Annotated in this window: 15 protein-coding genes; all 15 read left to right on the plus strand. The window is 39.3% G+C overall.

What is annotated here, in order from left to right; translation table 11 throughout:
• Nucleotides 1-36: 36 nt before the first annotated feature.
• The 15 genes from dapG to SCI76_RS19925 all read left to right on the plus strand — a co-directional run bounded on the left by dapG (nucleotide 37) and on the right by SCI76_RS19925 (nucleotide 17,829).
• On the plus strand, nucleotides 37-1,269 hold the full coding sequence (dapG, locus tag SCI76_RS19855; RefSeq protein ID WP_028411393.1) for an aspartate kinase: 1,233 nt from the start codon (nucleotides 37-39) through the stop codon (nucleotides 1,267-1,269).
• Nucleotides 1,270-1,344: 75 nt separating this feature from the next.
• Entirely contained in the window at nucleotides 1,345-2,217 is an 873-nt protein-coding gene (gene dapA / locus SCI76_RS19860) for a 4-hydroxy-tetrahydrodipicolinate synthase (protein ID WP_407544176.1), read from the plus strand.
• Between the two features lie 194 nt (nucleotides 2,218-2,411).
• Nucleotides 2,412-4,079, plus strand: a complete 1,668-nt coding sequence (locus SCI76_RS19865) for a ribonuclease J (RefSeq protein WP_047749913.1) — start codon at nucleotides 2,412-2,414, stop codon at nucleotides 4,077-4,079.
• 105 nt (nucleotides 4,080-4,184) lie between these two features.
• The gene (locus SCI76_RS19870) at nucleotides 4,185-4,937 is read left to right on the plus strand and encodes a ClpP family protease (protein WP_013058820.1); all 753 of its coding nucleotides are present in this window, start codon (nucleotides 4,185-4,187) and stop codon (nucleotides 4,935-4,937) included.
• Nucleotides 4,934-5,143: a YlzJ-like family protein gene (locus SCI76_RS19875; RefSeq protein ID WP_028411391.1), complete on the plus strand. Its 210-nt coding sequence runs from the start codon at nucleotides 4,934-4,936 to the stop codon at nucleotides 5,141-5,143. Before SCI76_RS19870 ends, SCI76_RS19875 begins: the two co-directional genes overlap by 4 nt.
• Nucleotides 5,144-5,281: 138 nt before the next feature.
• Nucleotides 5,282-7,639 (plus strand): DNA translocase FtsK, encoded by a 2,358-nt coding sequence (locus SCI76_RS19880; RefSeq protein WP_310884073.1) that lies wholly within the window; start codon nucleotides 5,282-5,284, stop codon nucleotides 7,637-7,639.
• A 640-nt stretch (nucleotides 7,640-8,279) separates the two neighbouring features.
• On the plus strand, nucleotides 8,280-9,005 hold the full coding sequence (locus tag SCI76_RS19885; RefSeq protein ID WP_028411389.1) for a GntR family transcriptional regulator: 726 nt from the start codon (nucleotides 8,280-8,282) through the stop codon (nucleotides 9,003-9,005).
• A gap of 133 nt (nucleotides 9,006-9,138) precedes the next feature.
• A complete protein-coding gene (locus SCI76_RS19890) occupies nucleotides 9,139-10,227 on the plus strand; it encodes a BMP family protein (protein WP_028411388.1) in 1,089 nt (362 codons plus the stop codon).
• Between the two features lie 119 nt (nucleotides 10,228-10,346).
• A complete protein-coding gene (locus tag SCI76_RS19895) occupies nucleotides 10,347-11,876 on the plus strand; it encodes an ABC transporter ATP-binding protein (RefSeq protein ID WP_048019860.1) in 1,530 nt (509 codons plus the stop codon).
• Nucleotides 11,873-12,934 (plus strand): ABC transporter permease, encoded by a 1,062-nt coding sequence (locus SCI76_RS19900; RefSeq protein ID WP_014458483.1) that lies wholly within the window; start codon nucleotides 11,873-11,875, stop codon nucleotides 12,932-12,934. Before SCI76_RS19895 ends, SCI76_RS19900 begins: the two co-directional genes overlap by 4 nt.
• Nucleotides 12,931-13,890, plus strand: a complete 960-nt coding sequence (locus SCI76_RS19905) for an ABC transporter permease (RefSeq protein ID WP_048019861.1) — start codon at nucleotides 12,931-12,933, stop codon at nucleotides 13,888-13,890. Before SCI76_RS19900 ends, SCI76_RS19905 begins: the two co-directional genes overlap by 4 nt.
• Before the next feature lie 258 nt (nucleotides 13,891-14,148).
• Nucleotides 14,149-15,444 (plus strand): EF-P 5-aminopentanol modification-associated protein YfmF, encoded by a 1,296-nt coding sequence (gene yfmF, locus SCI76_RS19910; protein WP_028411385.1) that lies wholly within the window; start codon nucleotides 14,149-14,151, stop codon nucleotides 15,442-15,444.
• Nucleotides 15,431-16,714, plus strand: coding sequence for an EF-P 5-aminopentanol modification-associated protein YfmH (gene yfmH, locus SCI76_RS19915; RefSeq protein WP_025750276.1), 1,284 nt, complete (start codon nucleotides 15,431-15,433; stop codon nucleotides 16,712-16,714). Before yfmF ends, yfmH begins: the two co-directional genes overlap by 14 nt.
• Before the next feature lie 63 nt (nucleotides 16,715-16,777).
• Nucleotides 16,778-17,503, plus strand: a complete 726-nt coding sequence (gene ymfI / locus SCI76_RS19920) for an elongation factor P 5-aminopentanone reductase (RefSeq protein ID WP_048019862.1) — start codon at nucleotides 16,778-16,780, stop codon at nucleotides 17,501-17,503.
• A 65-nt stretch (nucleotides 17,504-17,568) separates the two neighbouring features.
• Nucleotides 17,569-17,829, plus strand: a complete 261-nt coding sequence (locus tag SCI76_RS19925) for a DUF3243 domain-containing protein (protein WP_013058809.1) — start codon at nucleotides 17,569-17,571, stop codon at nucleotides 17,827-17,829.
• The last annotated feature ends 131 nt before the right edge of the window (nucleotides 17,830-17,960 follow it).

Here is a 17,960-nt window from a genome sequence, read left to right on the forward strand (position 1 = left end):
CAACCAGAGTGTCTCGGAACATGATGAGGTGTAAGTATGAAAATAATCGTCCAAAAATTTGGAGGAACTTCCGTTCGTAACGAAGAAGGAAGAGCAAGAGCAATCTATCATTTAAATAATGCATTAAGTGAGGGTTACAAAGTAGTCGTTGTTGTATCGGCAATGGGACGAAAAGGTGAACCGTATGCAACGGATACATTGCTTTCACTTGTTGATGGAAATAAAGCGTCTCTTAACAAACGTGAGCTTGATATGCTTATGGCATGCGGAGAATTAATTTCATCGGTTGTGTTTACAAATTTATTAAACGAAAATGGGATTAAAGCTACAGCATTAAACGGTGCACAGGCAGGGTTTGTGACGAATGATGATTTTACCAATGCCAAGATACTAGAAATGAAATGCGACCGTTTGTTAAAAGAATTAGAAGAATATGATGTCGTTGTCGTAACAGGCTTTCAAGGGGCAACTGCTGAAGGTGATACAACAACGCTTGGACGCGGAGGTAGCGATACATCTGCTTCAGCGTTAGGTGCAGCCCTTATGGCTGATTACATTGACATTTTCACGGATGTAGAAGGTGTGATGACAGCGGACCCGCGTATTGTAGAAGATGCAAGACCGCTATCCGTTGTCACATATAACGAAATATGCAACATGGCTTATCAAGGTGCAAAAGTAGTTCACCCACGTGCCGTAGAGATCGCCATGCAAGCAAAAGTACCGATGCGCGTCCGTTCCACGTATGCTGATTCAGAAGGTACGCTCGTTACATCTCAAGGTGAAGCACAGCAGCGTGGAAGCGATGTGCAAGAACGCCTTGTAACAGGAATCGCCCACGTATCTAACGTGACTCAAATTAAAGTTTTTAGTAAAGAAGGCCATTATGATACGCAAGCAGAGGTATTCAAAGCAATGGCACAAGAAAAAATCAGCGTAGATTTTATCAATATTTCACCGAAGGGTGTTGTATATACGGTAACAGATGAAGCAACTGACAAAGCAATTGATGTGCTTCATGCGCTAGGGTATGAGCCGGCTGTTATTCGCAACTGTGCCAAAGTATCAACGGTTGGAGCAGGAATTGCAGGGGTGCCTGGTGTTACATCTAAAATTGTTACAGCTCTTTCTAGCGAAGGTATTCAGATTTTACAATCTGCTGACAGCCATACGACGATTTGGGTGCTTGTAAAAGAAGAGGATTTAAAGAAAGCCGTTAATGCTCTTCATGGTGCCTTTGACTTGTCAAAAGCACCGCAAAAAAGATAAACTACATGTTCCGTTAGCTATAAGCTAACGGTTCATTACATGAATAGGGATAATGCAATTTCAAGGAGTGAAAACATGATTGATTTTGGGAAAGTCGCAACAGCGATGGTAACGCCTTTTGATCATAAAGGAAATATTGATTTTGAAAAAACAACGCAGCTTATTAACTATTTAATCAGCAACGGTTCAGATGCGTTGGTTATTGCAGGAACAACTGGTGAATCTCCTACGCTTTCAACAGAAGAAAAGCTGGCGCTGTTCCGCCACTCAGTAAAGGTAGTAGATAGCCGTGTACCTGTTGTTGCAGGTACAGGAAGCAATAATACGTATGCATCAATTGAATTAACGAAAAAGGCAGAAGAAATCGGCGTAGATGCGATTATGATTGTAGCACCTTATTATAACAAGCCGAATCAGGAAGGCTTATATCAGCACTTTAAAACAATTGCTGAAAGTACAGAGCTGCCTGTCATGTTATACAATATTCCAGGGCGATCCGTGATCAATATGTCTGTGGATACAATTGTACGCCTAGCTGAACTGCCAAATGTTGTAGCGTTAAAAGATGCAAGCGGCGACCTTGACGCAATGACAGCTATTATCGCACAAACAAGCGATGATTTTGCTTTATACAGCGGTGATGATGGCTTAACACTGCCGGTATTAGCAATTGGAGGAACTGGGATTATTTCTGTTGCCTCTCACGTTATTGGAAATGAAATGCAAGAGATGGTTAAGTTGTATGAGTCAGGAAATCCGAAAGAAGCAGCAAAAATTCATCAGCGTATTGCACCTGTGATGAAATCTCTTTTTGCGGCTCCAAGTCCAACGCCTGTTAAAACAGCTTTACAGCTAAAAGGGTTAGACGTAGGATCGGTACGATTACCTTTAGTTCCGTTAACGGAAGAAGAACGCCAAACGTTAGTCAGCACATTAAATACGCTATAAGCTATAAGTATGTTTTTTAAACGTCTCTTCATTGACCGTATATACGAGTTGATGAAGAGACGTTTTTTTCTTATAAGATAATAGAAGAGCACATGACGGAAATAGACGAATGAAATTTCTTGTATTCCAATTCTTACTTCAGTTATAATGTAAGCAAATGAAATTGTACGGGTGAAAGTAAGTAGGAGGAACTTATGGTACTAGAAAAGACAGAAAATATTAAAATTTCAGCCTTGGGTGGAGTCGGAGAACTTGGAAAAAACATGTATGTGGTGGAAATCAATGAAAACATATATGTGTTAGATGCAGGGTCAAAGTTTCCGGGAGGGGAAATGTTAGGAATTGATATTGTCATTCCTGACATTACATATTTAGTAGAAAATCAGCAGAACGTAAAAGGCATTTTTGTTACTCATGGACATGAAGAGCAAATTGGGGCTATTCCCTTTATACTTCAAAAATTGGACGTGCCGGTATATGGTACAGAATTAACGCTAGCACTTATCAAAGAAAAGTTAAAAGAGTATGGAATTAAAAAATATGAGGCTTTACATCCTATCACTTCGTCAACGGTTTTATCGTTTGAAGGAGTGGATATTTCATTTTTTAGAACGCAGCACAGTATACAAGATTCAGTCGGCATTTGTTTACAAACCAATCAAGGTGCGATTGTATATACAGGTGATTTTAAATTTGATCAAAACTCAGTCAGCATTCAAAGCGCTGATATTGGAAAAATGGCTGCCATTGGGGAAAAAGGCGTCCTGTGTTTGCTTTCAGACAGTACAAATGCGGATAAGCCAGGCTATACAGTTTCCGAGGCCGTCATCGGACAAAATATTACCGACGCTTTTTATAAAAGCAAAGGTCGAATCATTGTTGCTGCATACAGTTCCAATCTGCACCGTATTCAGCAAGTTATTCATGCCGCATATCAGCATGGCCGTAACCTGATCGTTATGGAAAAGAGTATGCTGAAAATCATTGATATTGCAGCAAAACTTGGACATTTGCAGCTGCCTGAGGATTTAATTGTTCCTGTGCAAAAGCTAAAGGATCTTTCAGAACATGAAACGGTTATTTTAACAACAGGTCATCACGGAGAGCCGATTTCAGGTCTTACTCGAATGGCTAAACAGTCCCATAAATTTATTCAAATCAAACAAGATGACACGGTCCTGCTGGCTGCTACACCCGTGGCGGGGCACGAAACGACCTTTTCAAAAACAATTGACGTCATCTTTCGTTTAGGAGCAAGCGTAGTGTTTGCTCAGAAGAAAGTACAGGCTTCCGGACACGGCAGTCAAGAAGAATTAAAATTTATGATTAACTTAACAAAGCCGAAATATGTCATGCCTGTGAATGGAGAGTATCGAAAACAAAAAGCTTATGCAAAGCTAGCCGGTCAATTAGGAATATCAGAAGATCATATTTGTTTGCTTGAAAAAGGTGAGCGAGTTGAGTTTAAAGATGCTCGCATGTACCCTAGCGGTTCTATTCAAGCGGGAAATACGCTCATTGATGGACTAGGCGTCGGCGATATTGGGAATATCGTTCTGAGGGATCGCAGGCTGCTGTCACAGGACGGAATCTTAACGGTAGTAGTTACGATTAATAAACGTCAAAAAACAGTAGTAGCGGGGCCAGAAATCATCTCCCGCGGATTCGTCTATGTAAGAGAATCAGAAAAGCTTTTAGAAGAAGCAACGAAGATTGTTCAGCAAATTTTAGAAAAGTGTATGGAAGACAAAGTGATCGAGTGGTCTTCATTAAAATTAAAAATGAGAGAAAGTTTAAATCAATTTTTATATGAAAAAACCCGTCGTAAACCGATGATTTTACCGATTATCATGGAAATCTAATGTGAAGCCTTCCCGCTGGGAAGGCTTTTTATTTGCAGCTGATGGGGATGTAATAACTATGAGAAGTTCATACTACTACTATCAATAAGTGAAAGGAGCTAGAATATGTTTGAAAATAACGAAAGATTACATTCTGATGAAGCGCCTCAGCAGCCTAATAAAAATGAAGAAAGCAAGGGCGGAATATTAGATAAAATTCAACAATTGGGACAGACCAACGTGGCTCAGCTTCCTCAGGATTCTAATATTCACTGTTTAACGATTGTAGGACAAATCGAAGGGCACATGCAGCTGCCTCCTCAAAATAAAACGACAAAATATGAGCATGTCATCCCGCAAATTGTGGCGATTGAACAAAATCCAAAAATTGAAGGATTGCTTATTATTTTGAATACAGTAGGTGGAGATGTAGAAGCAGGTCTTGCCATTGCGGAAATGATTGCTTCGTTATCCAAGCCTTCTGTGTCCATTGTGCTAGGAGGCGGACATTCAATCGGTGTTCCAATTGCGGTTTCAACTGATTATTCGTATATTGCCGGTACAGCGACCATGACCATTCATCCCATTCGCTTAACGGGTCTTGTTATTGGTGTACCGCAAACATTCGAATACTTAGATAAAATGCAAGAGCGCGTGATTAACTTTGTGAGAGAACACTCTCATATTTCAGAAGAAAAGTTTAAAGAACTTATGTTTTCAAAAGGGAACTTAACGCGTGATATCGGGACAAATGTAGTTGGCGGAGATGCTGTTTCATACGGGTTAATTAACGAAGTAGGCGGAGTTGCTCAAGCAATCAAAAAATTGAATGAACTGATTGAGCAAGGACGTCAGAATGAGGAGCAGCTGCTGCAATGATTTTATATACAATGATGCCACAAGAACTGATTTTTCAGCAGTCTTATCATCAAGAACAATCTCAGCCAAAGCTTATTAATCATAATGGAATCCCGGTTATCGTTGAAGAAAATGAACAAAAACAACAGCAAATTGTGAGGGTTTTAAGCACGAATCCTCAAGATTATTTGAATGAAAATTATTATCCTGGTCAAATTTTGTCGTAAGGATTTCAGTATAATTATGGTGAATATGGTATAATGAATATGACGAAGAAGGCAGCCGCTGTATTGGCTGCTTTTTTATTCAACTGATAAAAGAAACAAAATCAACATAGGGTGTTGGACGTTGATTGGAGTGGAAAAATGGCAAAGAAAAAACGAAGAGGTCAAATAAAAAAGGATGAATGGAAACGCATATTGCGCTTTGAGCTTATTGGCTTATTTTTATTAGCGTTAACGTTAATTGCCATGGCAGGACTCGGTGCTGTAGGACAGGCTCTTGTACTCGTGGTCCGCTTATTTATTGGCGAATGGTATATGCTGTGTTTAATCGGAATGGTTATTCTATCTGTTTATATCATTTGGAAAAGAGAAATGCCTCCTTTAGTGACGCGGCAGCTTATCGGTACATACCTCATTATTTTATCTATTTTACTGTTTAGTCACGTGACGTTATTTGAAAATTTATCGAAAAACGGAACGTTTACAGATCCATCTGTCATTATGAATACGTGGGATTTGTATATGCTCGAAGCAACGGGACAATCGAATCACAGTGATTTAGGGGGAGGGATGATAGGAGCTATTATGTTTGCCATGTTCTACTATCTGTTTGATAGCTTAGGAACAGAACTTATCGCTGCCTTGCTTATTGTGATTGGGGTACTGCTCATTACCGGACGTTCGCTTCACGAAACGGTATTAAAACTTCTGTCACCTCTAGTTAATTTTTTAACAACGGAGTTAAAAGAAGGCTGGCAAGATATTCAGACGTGGAAACATAAGAAGAAAAAAGCCCCTAAAACAACAAAAAAGAGACGCCAAGAAAAAGCTGTTCAAGAACCTGAAGAAAGCGTGGAAATAGAAGTGGAAGCACCTTCGCCTCCAATTATTGAACACTTTGATTATGGAGAGGAAGAGTCTAGTCAATCTTCTGCTGCTCCTATAGCTCCGGTGCCTCCGGTTATGGAATCGAAGCCTGTAGCTGCTGCACCGCAACAGCCAAGGCCGCAAAAGGAACAGGAAGAAGAAAAAGCTCCTATGATTACCTTTACTGAAACGGAAAATAAAGAGTATGAGCTTCCTCCTATCAAGCTATTGACGATGCCAAAGAAAAGTAACCAGGCAAAAGAGCATAAAAACATTTATAAAAATGCCGAAAAGCTTGAAAAAACGTTTCAAAGTTTCGGCGTAAAAGCAAAAGTGGCAAAAGTTCACCTTGGACCAGCTGTTACAAAATATGAAGTATATCCTGATGTAGGAGTAAAAGTAAGTAAGATTGTCAATTTAAGTGATGATTTAGCACTTGCATTAGCTGCCAAAGATATTCGGATTGAAGCTCCAATTCCCGGGAAATCAGCGGTAGGAATTGAAGTGCCGAACGAAGAAGTAGCGATGGTTTCGCTTAGAGAAGTACTTGAAGCGACTGAAAATAACCGACCTGATAAAAAGCTATTAGTTGGTTTAGGAAGAGATATTTCAGGCGAAGCTGTGCTAGCAGAGCTTAATAAAATGCCTCATATGCTTGTAGCAGGGGCAACAGGAAGCGGAAAAAGTGTGTGTATCAACGGTATTATTATTAGTATTTTAATGAGAACAAAGCCTCATGAAGTAAAATTAATGATGATTGACCCTAAGATGGTTGAGTTGAATATGTACAATGGTATTCCGCATTTATTGGCTCCTGTCGTAACAGATCCGAAAAAAGCTTCTCAAGCATTAAAGAAAGTTGTAAGTGAGATGGAGCGACGTTATGAGTTGTTCTCACACAGCGGAACGAGAAACATTGAAGGATATAACGATTTAGTAAAACGTATGAATGATGATGGAGACGCCGATGCAAAACAGCCGACTCTTCCTTATATTGTGGTGATTGTTGATGAGTTGGCTGACTTGATGATGGTTGCTTCATCTGACGTCGAAGATTCGATCACACGTCTTGCTCAAATGGCTCGTGCTGCCGGCATTCATTTGATTATTGCTACACAGCGACCATCAGTAGATGTTATTACTGGAGTTATTAAAGCAAACATTCCTTCCCGAATCGCTTTTAGTGTATCTTCACAAACTGACTCTCGTACGATCCTAGATATGGGAGGAGCTGAGAAGCTTCTAGGAAGAGGAGATATGCTGTTCATGCCTGTTGGAGCTTCAAAACCTGTGCGTGTGCAAGGTGCCTTTTTATCAGATGAAGAAGTAGAAGAGATTGTTGATTTTGTAATTGCACAGCAAAAAGCACAGTATCAAGAAGAAATGATTCCAACAGATGCCCCTGAACAAGTCGATGATTTTGCAGATGAGCTATATGACGAAGCGGTTCAGCTTGTGGCAGAAATGCAAACAGCTTCTGTTTCTATGCTGCAGCGACGCTTTCGAATTGGCTATAACCGGGCTGCACGTTTAATCGATGCGATGGAAGATCGTGGAGTGGTTGGGCCTTACGAAGGAAGTAAGCCGCGTTCGGTGCTGATTTCTCAGCAAAATGAAGATGTTGGATCTTAATAAGGTTATTAGAAAAGATGGAGCTGGGACAAAAGTATTTTAGCCTAAGTGAAAAACGAATCACTAATCAACATGTCTGATTAGCGGTTCGTTTTTTTTGTTAGGGTGAATATAGGTTTCATCCGTTTCGTTCCTTCTAGCAGTTGACTGAAAGACAAGGTGAAGACTCCTGCGGGAAAAGCGTAAGCGACGAGGAGGCCCATCGCCCGCCCGTGGAAACCGAAGTCTTGCACGGAAATCAACTGCGGTGTCGCAAGCGTTTCAGCTCATGTATCTTATTTGTTTGTCTTTAGATTGGATTTATTTCGTTATGTCTCAACCTCATTTTTTTATGGAAGAAGAGACGGTAAGAATAGTATTACACAAAAATATGTCATGCTAAATAAATAAAATAAAAACGAATATTAAAAAATTTAATGACTAAAATGTTTGGTTTTTATCTAATATTAGAAGAAAAGTAGGTTGTTAGGTATGCTGACATTAAAAAATAACAAAAATTCATTTTTTTAAAAAAATATTAAAAATTTTAACAAAAAATTAATATAACCTATTTATTTATCTGTCGAAAAATGATATATTATTTTCGATTAAGTAGTCGAACATCAGAGGTCTGATGACTTTTTAATATGGAGGAAGAGTGATGTCTATACGTGCGGATAATCGGCACTTGTATTTACAAGTGATTGATAAAATTAAACAAAATATAGAAAAAGGAATTTTTAAAGAAAAGGAAAGACTCCCTTCAGAGTTTGATTTATCAAAGCAGCTAGGGGTTAGCCGCGCAACGCTACGTGAGGCACTTCGCATATTAGAAGAAGAGAATATTATTGTTCGCAGACACGGCGTGGGAACATTTGTCAACACGAAGCCTACTTTTTTGTCAGGGATTGAGCAATTAAATAGTATAACACATATGATTGAACAAGCTGGTATGAAGGCCGGAACAATCTTCTTATCTTCTCAAATACAAGAGTTGTCTGAAAATGATTTAACACGTTTTGCTTGCGGGGAAGACGAACAGATTTTATTTGTTGAACGGGTGAGAACGGCAAACGGAGAGCCTGTTGTATATTGCATGGACAAGGTTCCTCAAAAAATATTGCCTGAAAATTTCGAATATAAACAGGAATCTTTGCTAGAAATTCTTGAAAAACAAGCAGGAAAGCACATTTCATACGCCGTGGCAAATATTGAGCCTCTAGGCTATCATGAAAAAGTTTCTCCTATTTTACAATGCGAGCCAGAAACCGCTTTGCTTGTGCTGAAACAAATGCATTATGACCAGTATGATGAACCCATTTTATATTCCATCAATTATTTTAAAGCAGATCAATTTAGTTTCCAAGTACTGCGTAAACGCGTCTAGTTTTTTTATGGTTAAATGTCAGAAAATTTACAACTATTTAACATTGTCCTTTTAAGGAGGTGTCAAATGTAGGTCACAGGGACGAAATAGAAAATTGGCTTTATACTTTTAAAACTATTCAGGGGGTTAAAACATGTTAAAACGTAAAACGGGACTTGCATTATCACTAGTATTAGCGGCAGGAACACTTTTAAGCGCGTGTGGCTCAAACGACGCAGATAAGAGCAGCGGAGATAAAAAAGCAGCGGATTTTAAAGTGGGAATGGTAACAGATACGGGCGGGGTAGATGATAAATCGTTTAACCAATCTGCTTGGGAAGGTCTAACAAAGTTTGGGAAAGACAACGGACTTGATGAAGGGACTGGATACAAATATTTGCAGTCTACAAAAGCATCTGAATACGAGAGCAACCTTTCTAAATTTGCTGAGAGTGGCTACAACTTGACGTATGGAATTGGCTTTTTGTTAAAAGAAGACATTAAAAAAGCAGCGAAGCAGTATCCAGATGCTAACTTTGCATTAGTAGACGATACGCTAAAGTCAGAAAACTTAGATAACGTGGCGAGCATTTTATTTAAAGAAGAGCAGGGCTCTTTCTTAGTAGGTGTAGTGGCAGCGAAACAAACGAAAACGAACAAAATCGGCTTTATCGGAGGCGTTGAATCTCCATTAATCAAGAAGTTTGAAAACGGATTTAAAGCAGGTGTTAAATCTGTAAACCCAGACGCTGAAGTTATTTCTCAATACGCGGAAAGTTTTAACTCTCCAGAAAAAGGCTCAGCTATCGCTTCTACCATTTACAGCAAAGGCGCTGATATTATTTATCAAGCGGCTGGCGGTACTGGAAACGGCGTATTTACAGAAGCTAAAAACCGTTCAAAAGGCGGTAAAGACAAAAAGGTTTGGGTAATTGGAGTTGACCGCGATCAGCATGAAGAAGGTATGCCTGAAAACGTAACGTTAACTTCGATGGTAAAACGCGTTGACCTTGCTGTAGAAGATGTTGCAAAACAAGCAATGGACGACAAATTCCCAGGCGGTAAAGAGGTTGTGTTTGGCTTAAAAGAAGACGGAGTGGGAATTGCTCCATCACAAGATAATGTAAGCAAAGATGCGTTAAAAGCAGTTGATGAGTATAAGCAAAAAATTCTAGACGGTGACATTACAGTGCCTCAAACGGATAAAGAATTTAAAGAGTTTGAAAAAACGCTTAAAAAATAAGCTGATATCTGTTAAGCAATGATTATATGAGTATAAAAGGCTAGTGAAAACTAGCCTTTTTCATAGCCAAAAAACGGAAGACAGAATCCTGTAGCAGGCAGGAATAGGGAGTGAAAGTAGTGGAATATGTTATTGAAATGCTAGATATTCGCAAAGAGTTTCCCGGTATTGTCGCTAATGACAATATTACACTCCAAGTGAAAAAGGGAGAAATTCATGCTTTGTTAGGAGAAAATGGTGCAGGTAAGTCAACGCTGATGAACGTTTTATTTGGGCTTTATCAGCCTGAAAAAGGACAGATTCGTGTAAACGGCCAAGAAGTCAAAATCACGGACCCTAACGTAGCGAATGACTTAGGAATTGGAATGGTTCATCAGCATTTTATGCTTGTTCAAAACTTTACAGTCACAGAAAATATTATTCTTGGGAACGAACCGACGCGAACGGGGAAAATCAATATTAAAAAAGCAGCTCAAGATATTCAAGAGCTTTCAAATCAATATGGATTATCGGTAGATCCATATGCGAAGATTCAAGATATCTCAGTTGGCATGCAGCAGCGAGTGGAAATTTTAAAAACGCTTTACAGAGGAGCCGACATTCTTATTTTTGATGAACCTACTGCCGCCTTAACACCTCAGGAAATTACGGAATTAATTCAAATTATGAAAAAATTAATTCAAGAAGGAAAGTCGATTATTTTAATTACGCATAAATTAAAAGAAATTATGTCAGTGTGTGACCGCTGTACAATTATTCGAAAAGGTGTCGGGGTTGGTACGGTAAATGTGCGAGAGACCAACCCTGATGAACTTGCTGCTTTAATGGTAGGAAGAGAAGTACATTTTAAAACTGAAAAGAAAACAGCGACTCCAAAAGAAGCTGTGTTAACAATAAAAGAATTAGTAGTAGAAGACAGCCGAGGAGTAGAGGCTGTAAGTTCACTTGATCTAAGCGTTCGAGCAGGCGAAATTGTAGGCATCGCGGGTGTGGATGGAAATGGCCAAACAGAGCTGATTGAGGCAATTACGGGTCTAAGAAAAATAAAGTCGGGCTCGGTCACGTTAAAAAATCAAGAGTTGTCTACGTTATCCACGCGTAAAATTACGGAGTCAGGAGTAGGACATATTCCGCAGGATCGCCATAAGCACGGGCTTGTATTAGATTATACAATTGGTGAAAATATCGGTCTTCAAACGTATTATCAAAAGCCGATGTCTAAATCAGGTATTTTGAATTATAAAGAGCTGTATAAAAAAGCAAAAGAGTTAATTGCAGAATATGATGTGCGAACCCCTAGTGAATATACGCAAGCGCGATCGCTATCGGGCGGAAATCAGCAAAAAGCCATTATTGCCCGTGAAGTAGACCGCAGTCCGGAACTATTAATTGCAGCTCAGCCAACGAGGGGGCTGGATGTAGGAGCCATTGAATTTATTCATAAAAAGCTGATTGAAGAACGAGATAAAGGACGGGCAGTGCTGCTCGTTTCGCTAGAACTAGATGAAGTAATGAATCTAAGCGATCGCATTGCGGTTATTTATGAAGGGAAAATAGTTGACATTGTAGATCCAAAAGAAACGAATGAACAAGAGTTAGGTCTATTAATGGCAGGCGGTACGCGTGAGAAAGCGGGTGGAACAGCATGAATAAACTTGTGAAAAACGAACGTGTAATGATGATTTTGATCCCTGTTGTATCGGCCATATTAGGACTCATTGCCGGAGCGGTTATTATGTTACTAGGCGGCTATGATCCAATGCTTGGCTATCAATCTCTTTTTGACGGGATGTTTGGGACGCCAAAAGCCATTGGAGAAACGATTCGTGCCATGACGCCTCTTGCTCTGGCCGGTATTGCGGTTGCGTTTGCTTATAAAACCGGTCTCTTTAACATTGGAGTAGAAGGACAGCTTTTAGTTGGCTGGTTGGCTTCAGTATGGGTTGGGTATGCGTTTGATTTACCAGCAGTCATTCATATTCCTTTAGCTGTATTAGCAGCAGCTGCAGCTGGAGCAGTTTGGGCGTTTATTCCAGGATTTTTAAAAGCAAAATTTCATGTTCATGAAGTAATTGTTTCCATCATGATGAACTATATTGCCCTTTACACCACGAGCAGCTTAATCCGTACGTATTTATACGCGGGTAATGAAAAATCGTATGATATTAAAGAATCGGCATCTTTAGCATCAAGCTTTTTAGCACAGTTAACCAATAACTCCCGCCTTCATTACGGCATTCTTATTACCATCGCTGCAGCCGTCGTAATGTGGTTTATTTTGAATAAAACAGCTAAGGGCTTCGAGCTAAGAGCCGTTGGTTTTAATCAGCATGCTTCACAGTATGCAGGAATGAATGTAGGCCGAAACATTGTGTTATCCATGGCGATTTCAGGCGCTTTTGCCGGGCTTGCCGGGGCTATGGAAGGGCTTGGAACATTTCAATATATGGGCACATTCACTGCGTTTACGGGTACGGGATTTGACGGTATTGCCGTAGCCCTTTTAGGAGCTAACAGCGCAATTGGAATTTTATTAGCTTCATTCTTTTTCGGAGGACTGCAAACTGCGGCTCCTCAAATGAACTTTATGACAGGCGTACCGTCTGAATTAATTCAAATTGTCATTGCGCTTATTATCTTTTTTGTTGCATCTAGTTATTTAATTCGCTGGGTGCTTGGCCGTGCAGGCAAGGGGGGAGCAAAATGAACTTCTTAGAGGTGTTAGCCATTATTATTCCAGCGGCGCTTTATTCAGCTGCACCGCTTATCTTTACCGCGCTCGGAGGGATATTTAGTGAACGTTCCGGGGTCGTGAACATTGGATTAGAAGGGCTGATGATGTTTGGCGCGTTCACAGGTATTGTTTCAACCCTTTTACTTCAGGATTCATTAGGTGCTTGGGCCCCGTGGGTAGCAATAGTAATTGCGGCTGTTGTTTGCGCTGTGTTCTCGCTGATTCATGCTGTTGCAAGCATTACATTAAAAGCAGATCAAACTGTAAGTGGTGTAGCCCTGAATTTTCTAGCTGCGGGTCTTTCAATCTTTTTAATTAAAAAGATTTTTGGGAAAGGACAAACAGATTTTATTCAATTCCGTATCGATAAAGTAAGTATTCCAGGTTTATCAGACATTCCAGTAATCGGTAAAATTCTGTTTTCGAACGTTCCTATTACGTCTTATATTGCGATTGTGCTAGCTTTTGCTGTATGGTACACCATTTATAAAACGCCGTTTGGTCTCCGTCTTCGTTCAGTTGGTGAACACCCAATGGCAGCAGACACGATGGGGATTAAAGTTGTGAGAATGCGCTACGTTGGCGTTATGATTTCCGGCATGTTCGCTGGAATTGGCGGAGCGGTGTATGCCACGTCTATCGCTACAAACTTTGCAGCGGGAACGATTGCTGGACAAGGGTTCCTTGCTATTGCGGCCATGATTTTCGGGAAGTGGCATCCTATTGGTGCTTTAGGTGCAGCCATGTTTTTCGGATTAGCACAGTCTTTGAGTATCACGGGAGCTCAGATTCCGGTTATTCAAGATATCCCATCCGTCCTTTTAACCATTGCACCGTACGTATTAACAATCTTAGCGCTTACTGGTTTTGTAGGACGTGCTGAGGCTCCTAAAGCGCTGGGCGTTCCTTATGAAAAAGGCCGCCGCTAATAAATCCTCTATACGAGGTCTAACAATGACTAAAGTTGGATAAATATAGAAGGTGGAGACAAAGAAATCATATTCTTTTCTCCGCCTTTTTTTCATTGAGAGAAAGAATATGAAAAGAAATGAGGAAGCGCGCGGCAAGTTACTTGAAAATGTTTCCTTGAATTCGATATAGTGGTTATAAGACTAAAATTAGCGTTAAAGATTCAAAATAGAAGTATTGTCTAGTTAATACATCAAAATTTAAAAGGAGGTTTATATATGAAATTATTGACTGAACAAAAACATGAACTAGAAGGATTGACTGTTCATACCATTCAAACAGCTAAGTACAAAACAAACACGTTCATTTTAAAACTAAATGCCCCTTTAGATAAGAAAACGGTGACAATGCGTGCCCTTTTACCTTATGTGCTTCAAAGCGCTACCGAGTCGCTGCCGTCTACGACAAAGCTTCGTACATATTTAGATGAGCTTTATGGTGCTACTTTACAAGTAGACTTAACAAAAAAAGGTGATAACCACGATATTACGATTCGCATTGATATAGCGAATGAAAAATATTTGAAAGATTCAACTCCGCTTTTGCAAAAAGCGTTAGCTCTTCTTGGCGATATTTTATTAAAGCCAGCAGTTGAAGGGGACTCTTTTTTAACGGATATTATGACAAAAGAAAAGCGTTCGCTTCGTCAGCGAATTCAAGCCGTATTTGATGATAAAATGCGCTATGCTAATTTAAGACTAGTTGAAGAAATGTGTAAGGAAGAACCTTACTCTTTACATGTAAACGGTCAAATTGACGATGTGGAAGAAATTACAGGTGAAAGTTTGTACGCTTATTATCAGCAGGTGTTAAAAGAAGATGCCATTCACCTTTATGCTATTGGAGATTTGCAAGTCGAAGAGGTTTTACAAACAGTAAAAGAAACATTTACTTTACCAAAGCGCGAGCAAAAAGACATTGAAGATTCTATCACGTCTAAAGAGATCTCAAACGTAAATGAAGTGGTGGAAAAACAAGAAGTCAAACAAGGGAAATTAAATATTGGCTATCGTACAAACGTTGTATACGGAGATAGACAGTATTTTGCTCTTCAAGTATTCAATGGGATATTCGGAGGGTTCTCACATTCCAAGCTATTTATTAACGTGCGTGAAAAAGCGAGCTTAGCTTACTATGCTGCTTCGAGAGTAGAGAGTCATAAAGGATTACTAATGGTCATGTCGGGTATTGATGCTAAAAATTACGACCAAGCTGTTACGATTATTAAAGAACAAATGCAGGAAATGAAACAAGGATCGTTTACAGACGGCGAAATCGCTCAAACGAAAGCCGTTATTCACAACCAGCTGCTTGAAACGGTGGATACTCCACGAGGACTAGTAGAGGTTATGTATCATAATGAATTAACGGGTAAAGATATTTCAATTGATGAATACTTAAAGCATATTGATGCGGTATCTAAGCAGGAAATTATTAAAGTGGCTGAGAAAATTGAAATGGATACAATTTATTTCTTAACAGGAACGGGCGGTGAAGAAAATGGAGAAAATTGAATTTTCGCAGCTTCAAGAACAGCTGTATCATGAAAAAATGGATAACGGGCTGCAGGTATACATTTTGCCAAAACCGGAGTTTAACAAAACGTTTGCCACTTTTACAACAAACTACGGATCGATTGACAATCAATTTGTACCGCTAAATGAAAATGAAATGACAAAAGTTCCGGATGGAATTGCCCACTTTTTAGAGCATAAATTATTTGAAAAAGAAGACGGAGATGTCTTTCAGCAGTTTAGTAAACAAGGTGCTTCGGCCAATGCATTTACTTCTTTTACCCGCACAGCTTACTTATTCAGCTGTACATCTAACTTTGAAGAAAATCTTGAAACATTAGTGGACTTTGTACAAGAGCCGTACTTCTCAGAAAAAACGGTAGAAAAAGAAAAGGGCATTATCGGTCAAGAAATTACAATGTATGACGACAATCCGGACTGGCGCTTGTATTTTGGTACCATTCAAAATATGTACAAAAACCATCCTGTTAAAATTGATATTGCTGGCACGATCGAATCGATTTCACATATTAATAAAGATTTACTGTACACATGCTATGAAACGTTTTATCATCCGAGCAACATGCTGTTGTTCATTGTAGGTCCTGTTGATGCGGAAAAAGTAATGAAGCAAGTTCGAGACAATCAGCAGAAAAAAGATTATAAAGAAATCTCTGACATACAGCGTCATTTTGACGAAGAGCCTGAAACGGTGGATCAAGAAAAACAAGTATTAAAAATGCCGGTGCAGTCTTCGAAATGTATGGTGGGTCTAAAAGCGAAAAATCCGCAGCGTTCAGGCGGAGAAATGCTTAAATACGAGTTAGCAATGAATATCATTTTAGATTATGCATTTGGAAAAAGCTCTTCGTACTATGAGGAGTTGTATGCAGACGGACTCATTGATGAAACGTTTGCGTATGATTATACGGAGGAAAGAGGATTTGGTTTTGCTCTTATCGGAGGAGATACGGATCAACCGGAACAGCTGTATGATCGAGTTAAACAAATTTTACTTGAAATGAAAACGAAATCACTAACAGAAGAGGAACTTGAACGTATTCGTAAAAAGAAAATCGGCGGATTTTTACGTTCATTAAACTCACCTGAGTTTATCGCTAATCAGTTTACACGCTATGCGTTTAATGATATGAATTTATTTGATATTGTTGAAACGCTAGAAAAACTGAAGGTAAACGAAATAAAAGATGTGCTAAACGAGATTATTGATGAAAAGAACTTTACGGTTTGTGAAGTAGTACCTAAATAAAGATGATTGTTGCCAAAAAAGCTGATGTTCATCAGCTTTTTTGCATGTAAAGGAGAGAAGGCTATGGAGAAATTTGCCCTTGTGACAGGTGCAAGCGGAGGAATTGGCACAGCGATTGCTAAGCAATTGGCTGAAGATGGATACTCGCTTATTTTGCACTATCATCAACGAAAAGACAAAATAGAGGCGCTTGCACATGAGCTAGCTGAAAAGGTGAAAACCGTGTTTACAGTACAAGCGGATTTATCATGTAAAGAGGGAATGGAGAAGTTTTTAAAGGAGATTATTGTTCCGGTAGAAGTTATTATTCATAACAGCGGACGAAGCGTTAGCGGGTTAATGACAGATGCTTCGGCAAATGAAACCGAAGAAATGATCTATCTTCACATCACGGCTCCCTTTGTTATTACAAAAGCTTTGCTGCCTAAAATGATCAGTGCTAAAAGCGGACAAATTATCATGATTTCTTCCATTTGGGGACTTACAGGAGCTTCGTTTGAAGTTCTTTATTCAATGGTAAAAGGCGCCCAAAATACGTTTGTAAAAGCTTTGGCAAAAGAGGTTGCATTAAGTGGAATTCGCGTCAATGGAGTTGCGCCCGGAGCGATTGAAACGGATATGATGGCCAGCTATTCAAAAGAAGAGGTTAAAGAGCTGGCTGAAGAGATCCCTTTAGGAAGAATAGGATATCCAAAAGAAGTGGCAGATGCGGTTTCATATTTAATATCTTCACGTGCTTCGTATATAACTGGACAAATATTATCGGTTAATGGCGGTTGGTACATATAAAGTGTGCATAAAATTAAAAACAAGGTACAAACTATGATATGAATAAACCTTAAGGAGGGCTACTCATGTCAGTATTAGAAAACTGGGATAGCTGGAAAGATTTTTTAGGCGACCGTTTACATCATGCACAAAACGAAGGAATGCAAGAAGAAGTTATTCATGATCTTGCTTATCAAATTGGTGGATATTTAGCAAACCAAGTTGATGCAAAAAATGATCAAGAGCGAATTTTAGCAGACCTTTGGAGCGTTGCTTCTAAAGAAGAGCAGCATGCGATTGCGAGCAGCATGGTGAAATTAGTTCAAAATAACGGATCAGTAAAATAAGTTATCGTTTCTAAAAAGGAGCTAATTCACCGCGTGTGAAAGCTCCTTTTTTCTTAGAATTAAATAGTACAAATAAATAAGCGCTTACATACATAACAAATGTAGAACTACTTGCCTTTAGGGTTTATAAT

This window comes from Priestia sp. HNGD-A6 (assembly GCF_045784335.1).
In the GTDB taxonomy this organism is placed as follows: domain Bacteria; phylum Bacillota; class Bacilli; order Bacillales; family Bacillaceae_H; genus Priestia; species Priestia zanthoxyli.

Excerpts from the sequence above, each read along its gene's own strand:
- dapA (WP_407544176.1), top strand. The coding sequence starts at position 1,345 with ATGATTGATTTTGGGAAAGTCGCAACAGCGATGGTAACGCCTTTTGAT.
- SCI76_RS19880 (WP_310884073.1), top strand. The coding sequence starts at position 5,282 with ATGGCAAAGAAAAAACGAAGAGGTCAAATAAAAAAGGATGAATGGAAA.
- yfmH (WP_025750276.1), top strand. The coding sequence starts at position 15,431 with ATGGAGAAAATTGAATTTTCGCAGCTTCAAGAACAGCTGTATCATGAA.
- SCI76_RS19925 (WP_013058809.1), top strand. The coding sequence starts at position 17,569 with ATGTCAGTATTAGAAAACTGGGATAGCTGGAAAGATTTTTTAGGCGAC.
- SCI76_RS19870 (WP_013058820.1), top strand. The coding sequence starts at position 4,185 with ATGTTTGAAAATAACGAAAGATTACATTCTGATGAAGCGCCTCAGCAG.
- SCI76_RS19890 (WP_028411388.1), top strand. The coding sequence starts at position 9,139 with ATGTTAAAACGTAAAACGGGACTTGCATTATCACTAGTATTAGCGGCA.
- yfmF (WP_028411385.1), top strand. The coding sequence starts at position 14,149 with ATGAAATTATTGACTGAACAAAAACATGAACTAGAAGGATTGACTGTT.
- SCI76_RS19900 (WP_014458483.1), top strand. The coding sequence starts at position 11,873 with ATGAATAAACTTGTGAAAAACGAACGTGTAATGATGATTTTGATCCCT.
- SCI76_RS19885 (WP_028411389.1), top strand. The coding sequence starts at position 8,280 with ATGTCTATACGTGCGGATAATCGGCACTTGTATTTACAAGTGATTGAT.
- dapG (WP_028411393.1), top strand. The coding sequence starts at position 37 with ATGAAAATAATCGTCCAAAAATTTGGAGGAACTTCCGTTCGTAACGAA.
- SCI76_RS19865 (WP_047749913.1), top strand. The coding sequence starts at position 2,412 with ATGGTACTAGAAAAGACAGAAAATATTAAAATTTCAGCCTTGGGTGGA.
- SCI76_RS19875 (WP_028411391.1), top strand. The coding sequence starts at position 4,934 with ATGATTTTATATACAATGATGCCACAAGAACTGATTTTTCAGCAGTCT.
- ymfI (WP_048019862.1), top strand. The coding sequence starts at position 16,778 with ATGGAGAAATTTGCCCTTGTGACAGGTGCAAGCGGAGGAATTGGCACA.
- SCI76_RS19905 (WP_048019861.1), top strand. The coding sequence starts at position 12,931 with ATGAACTTCTTAGAGGTGTTAGCCATTATTATTCCAGCGGCGCTTTAT.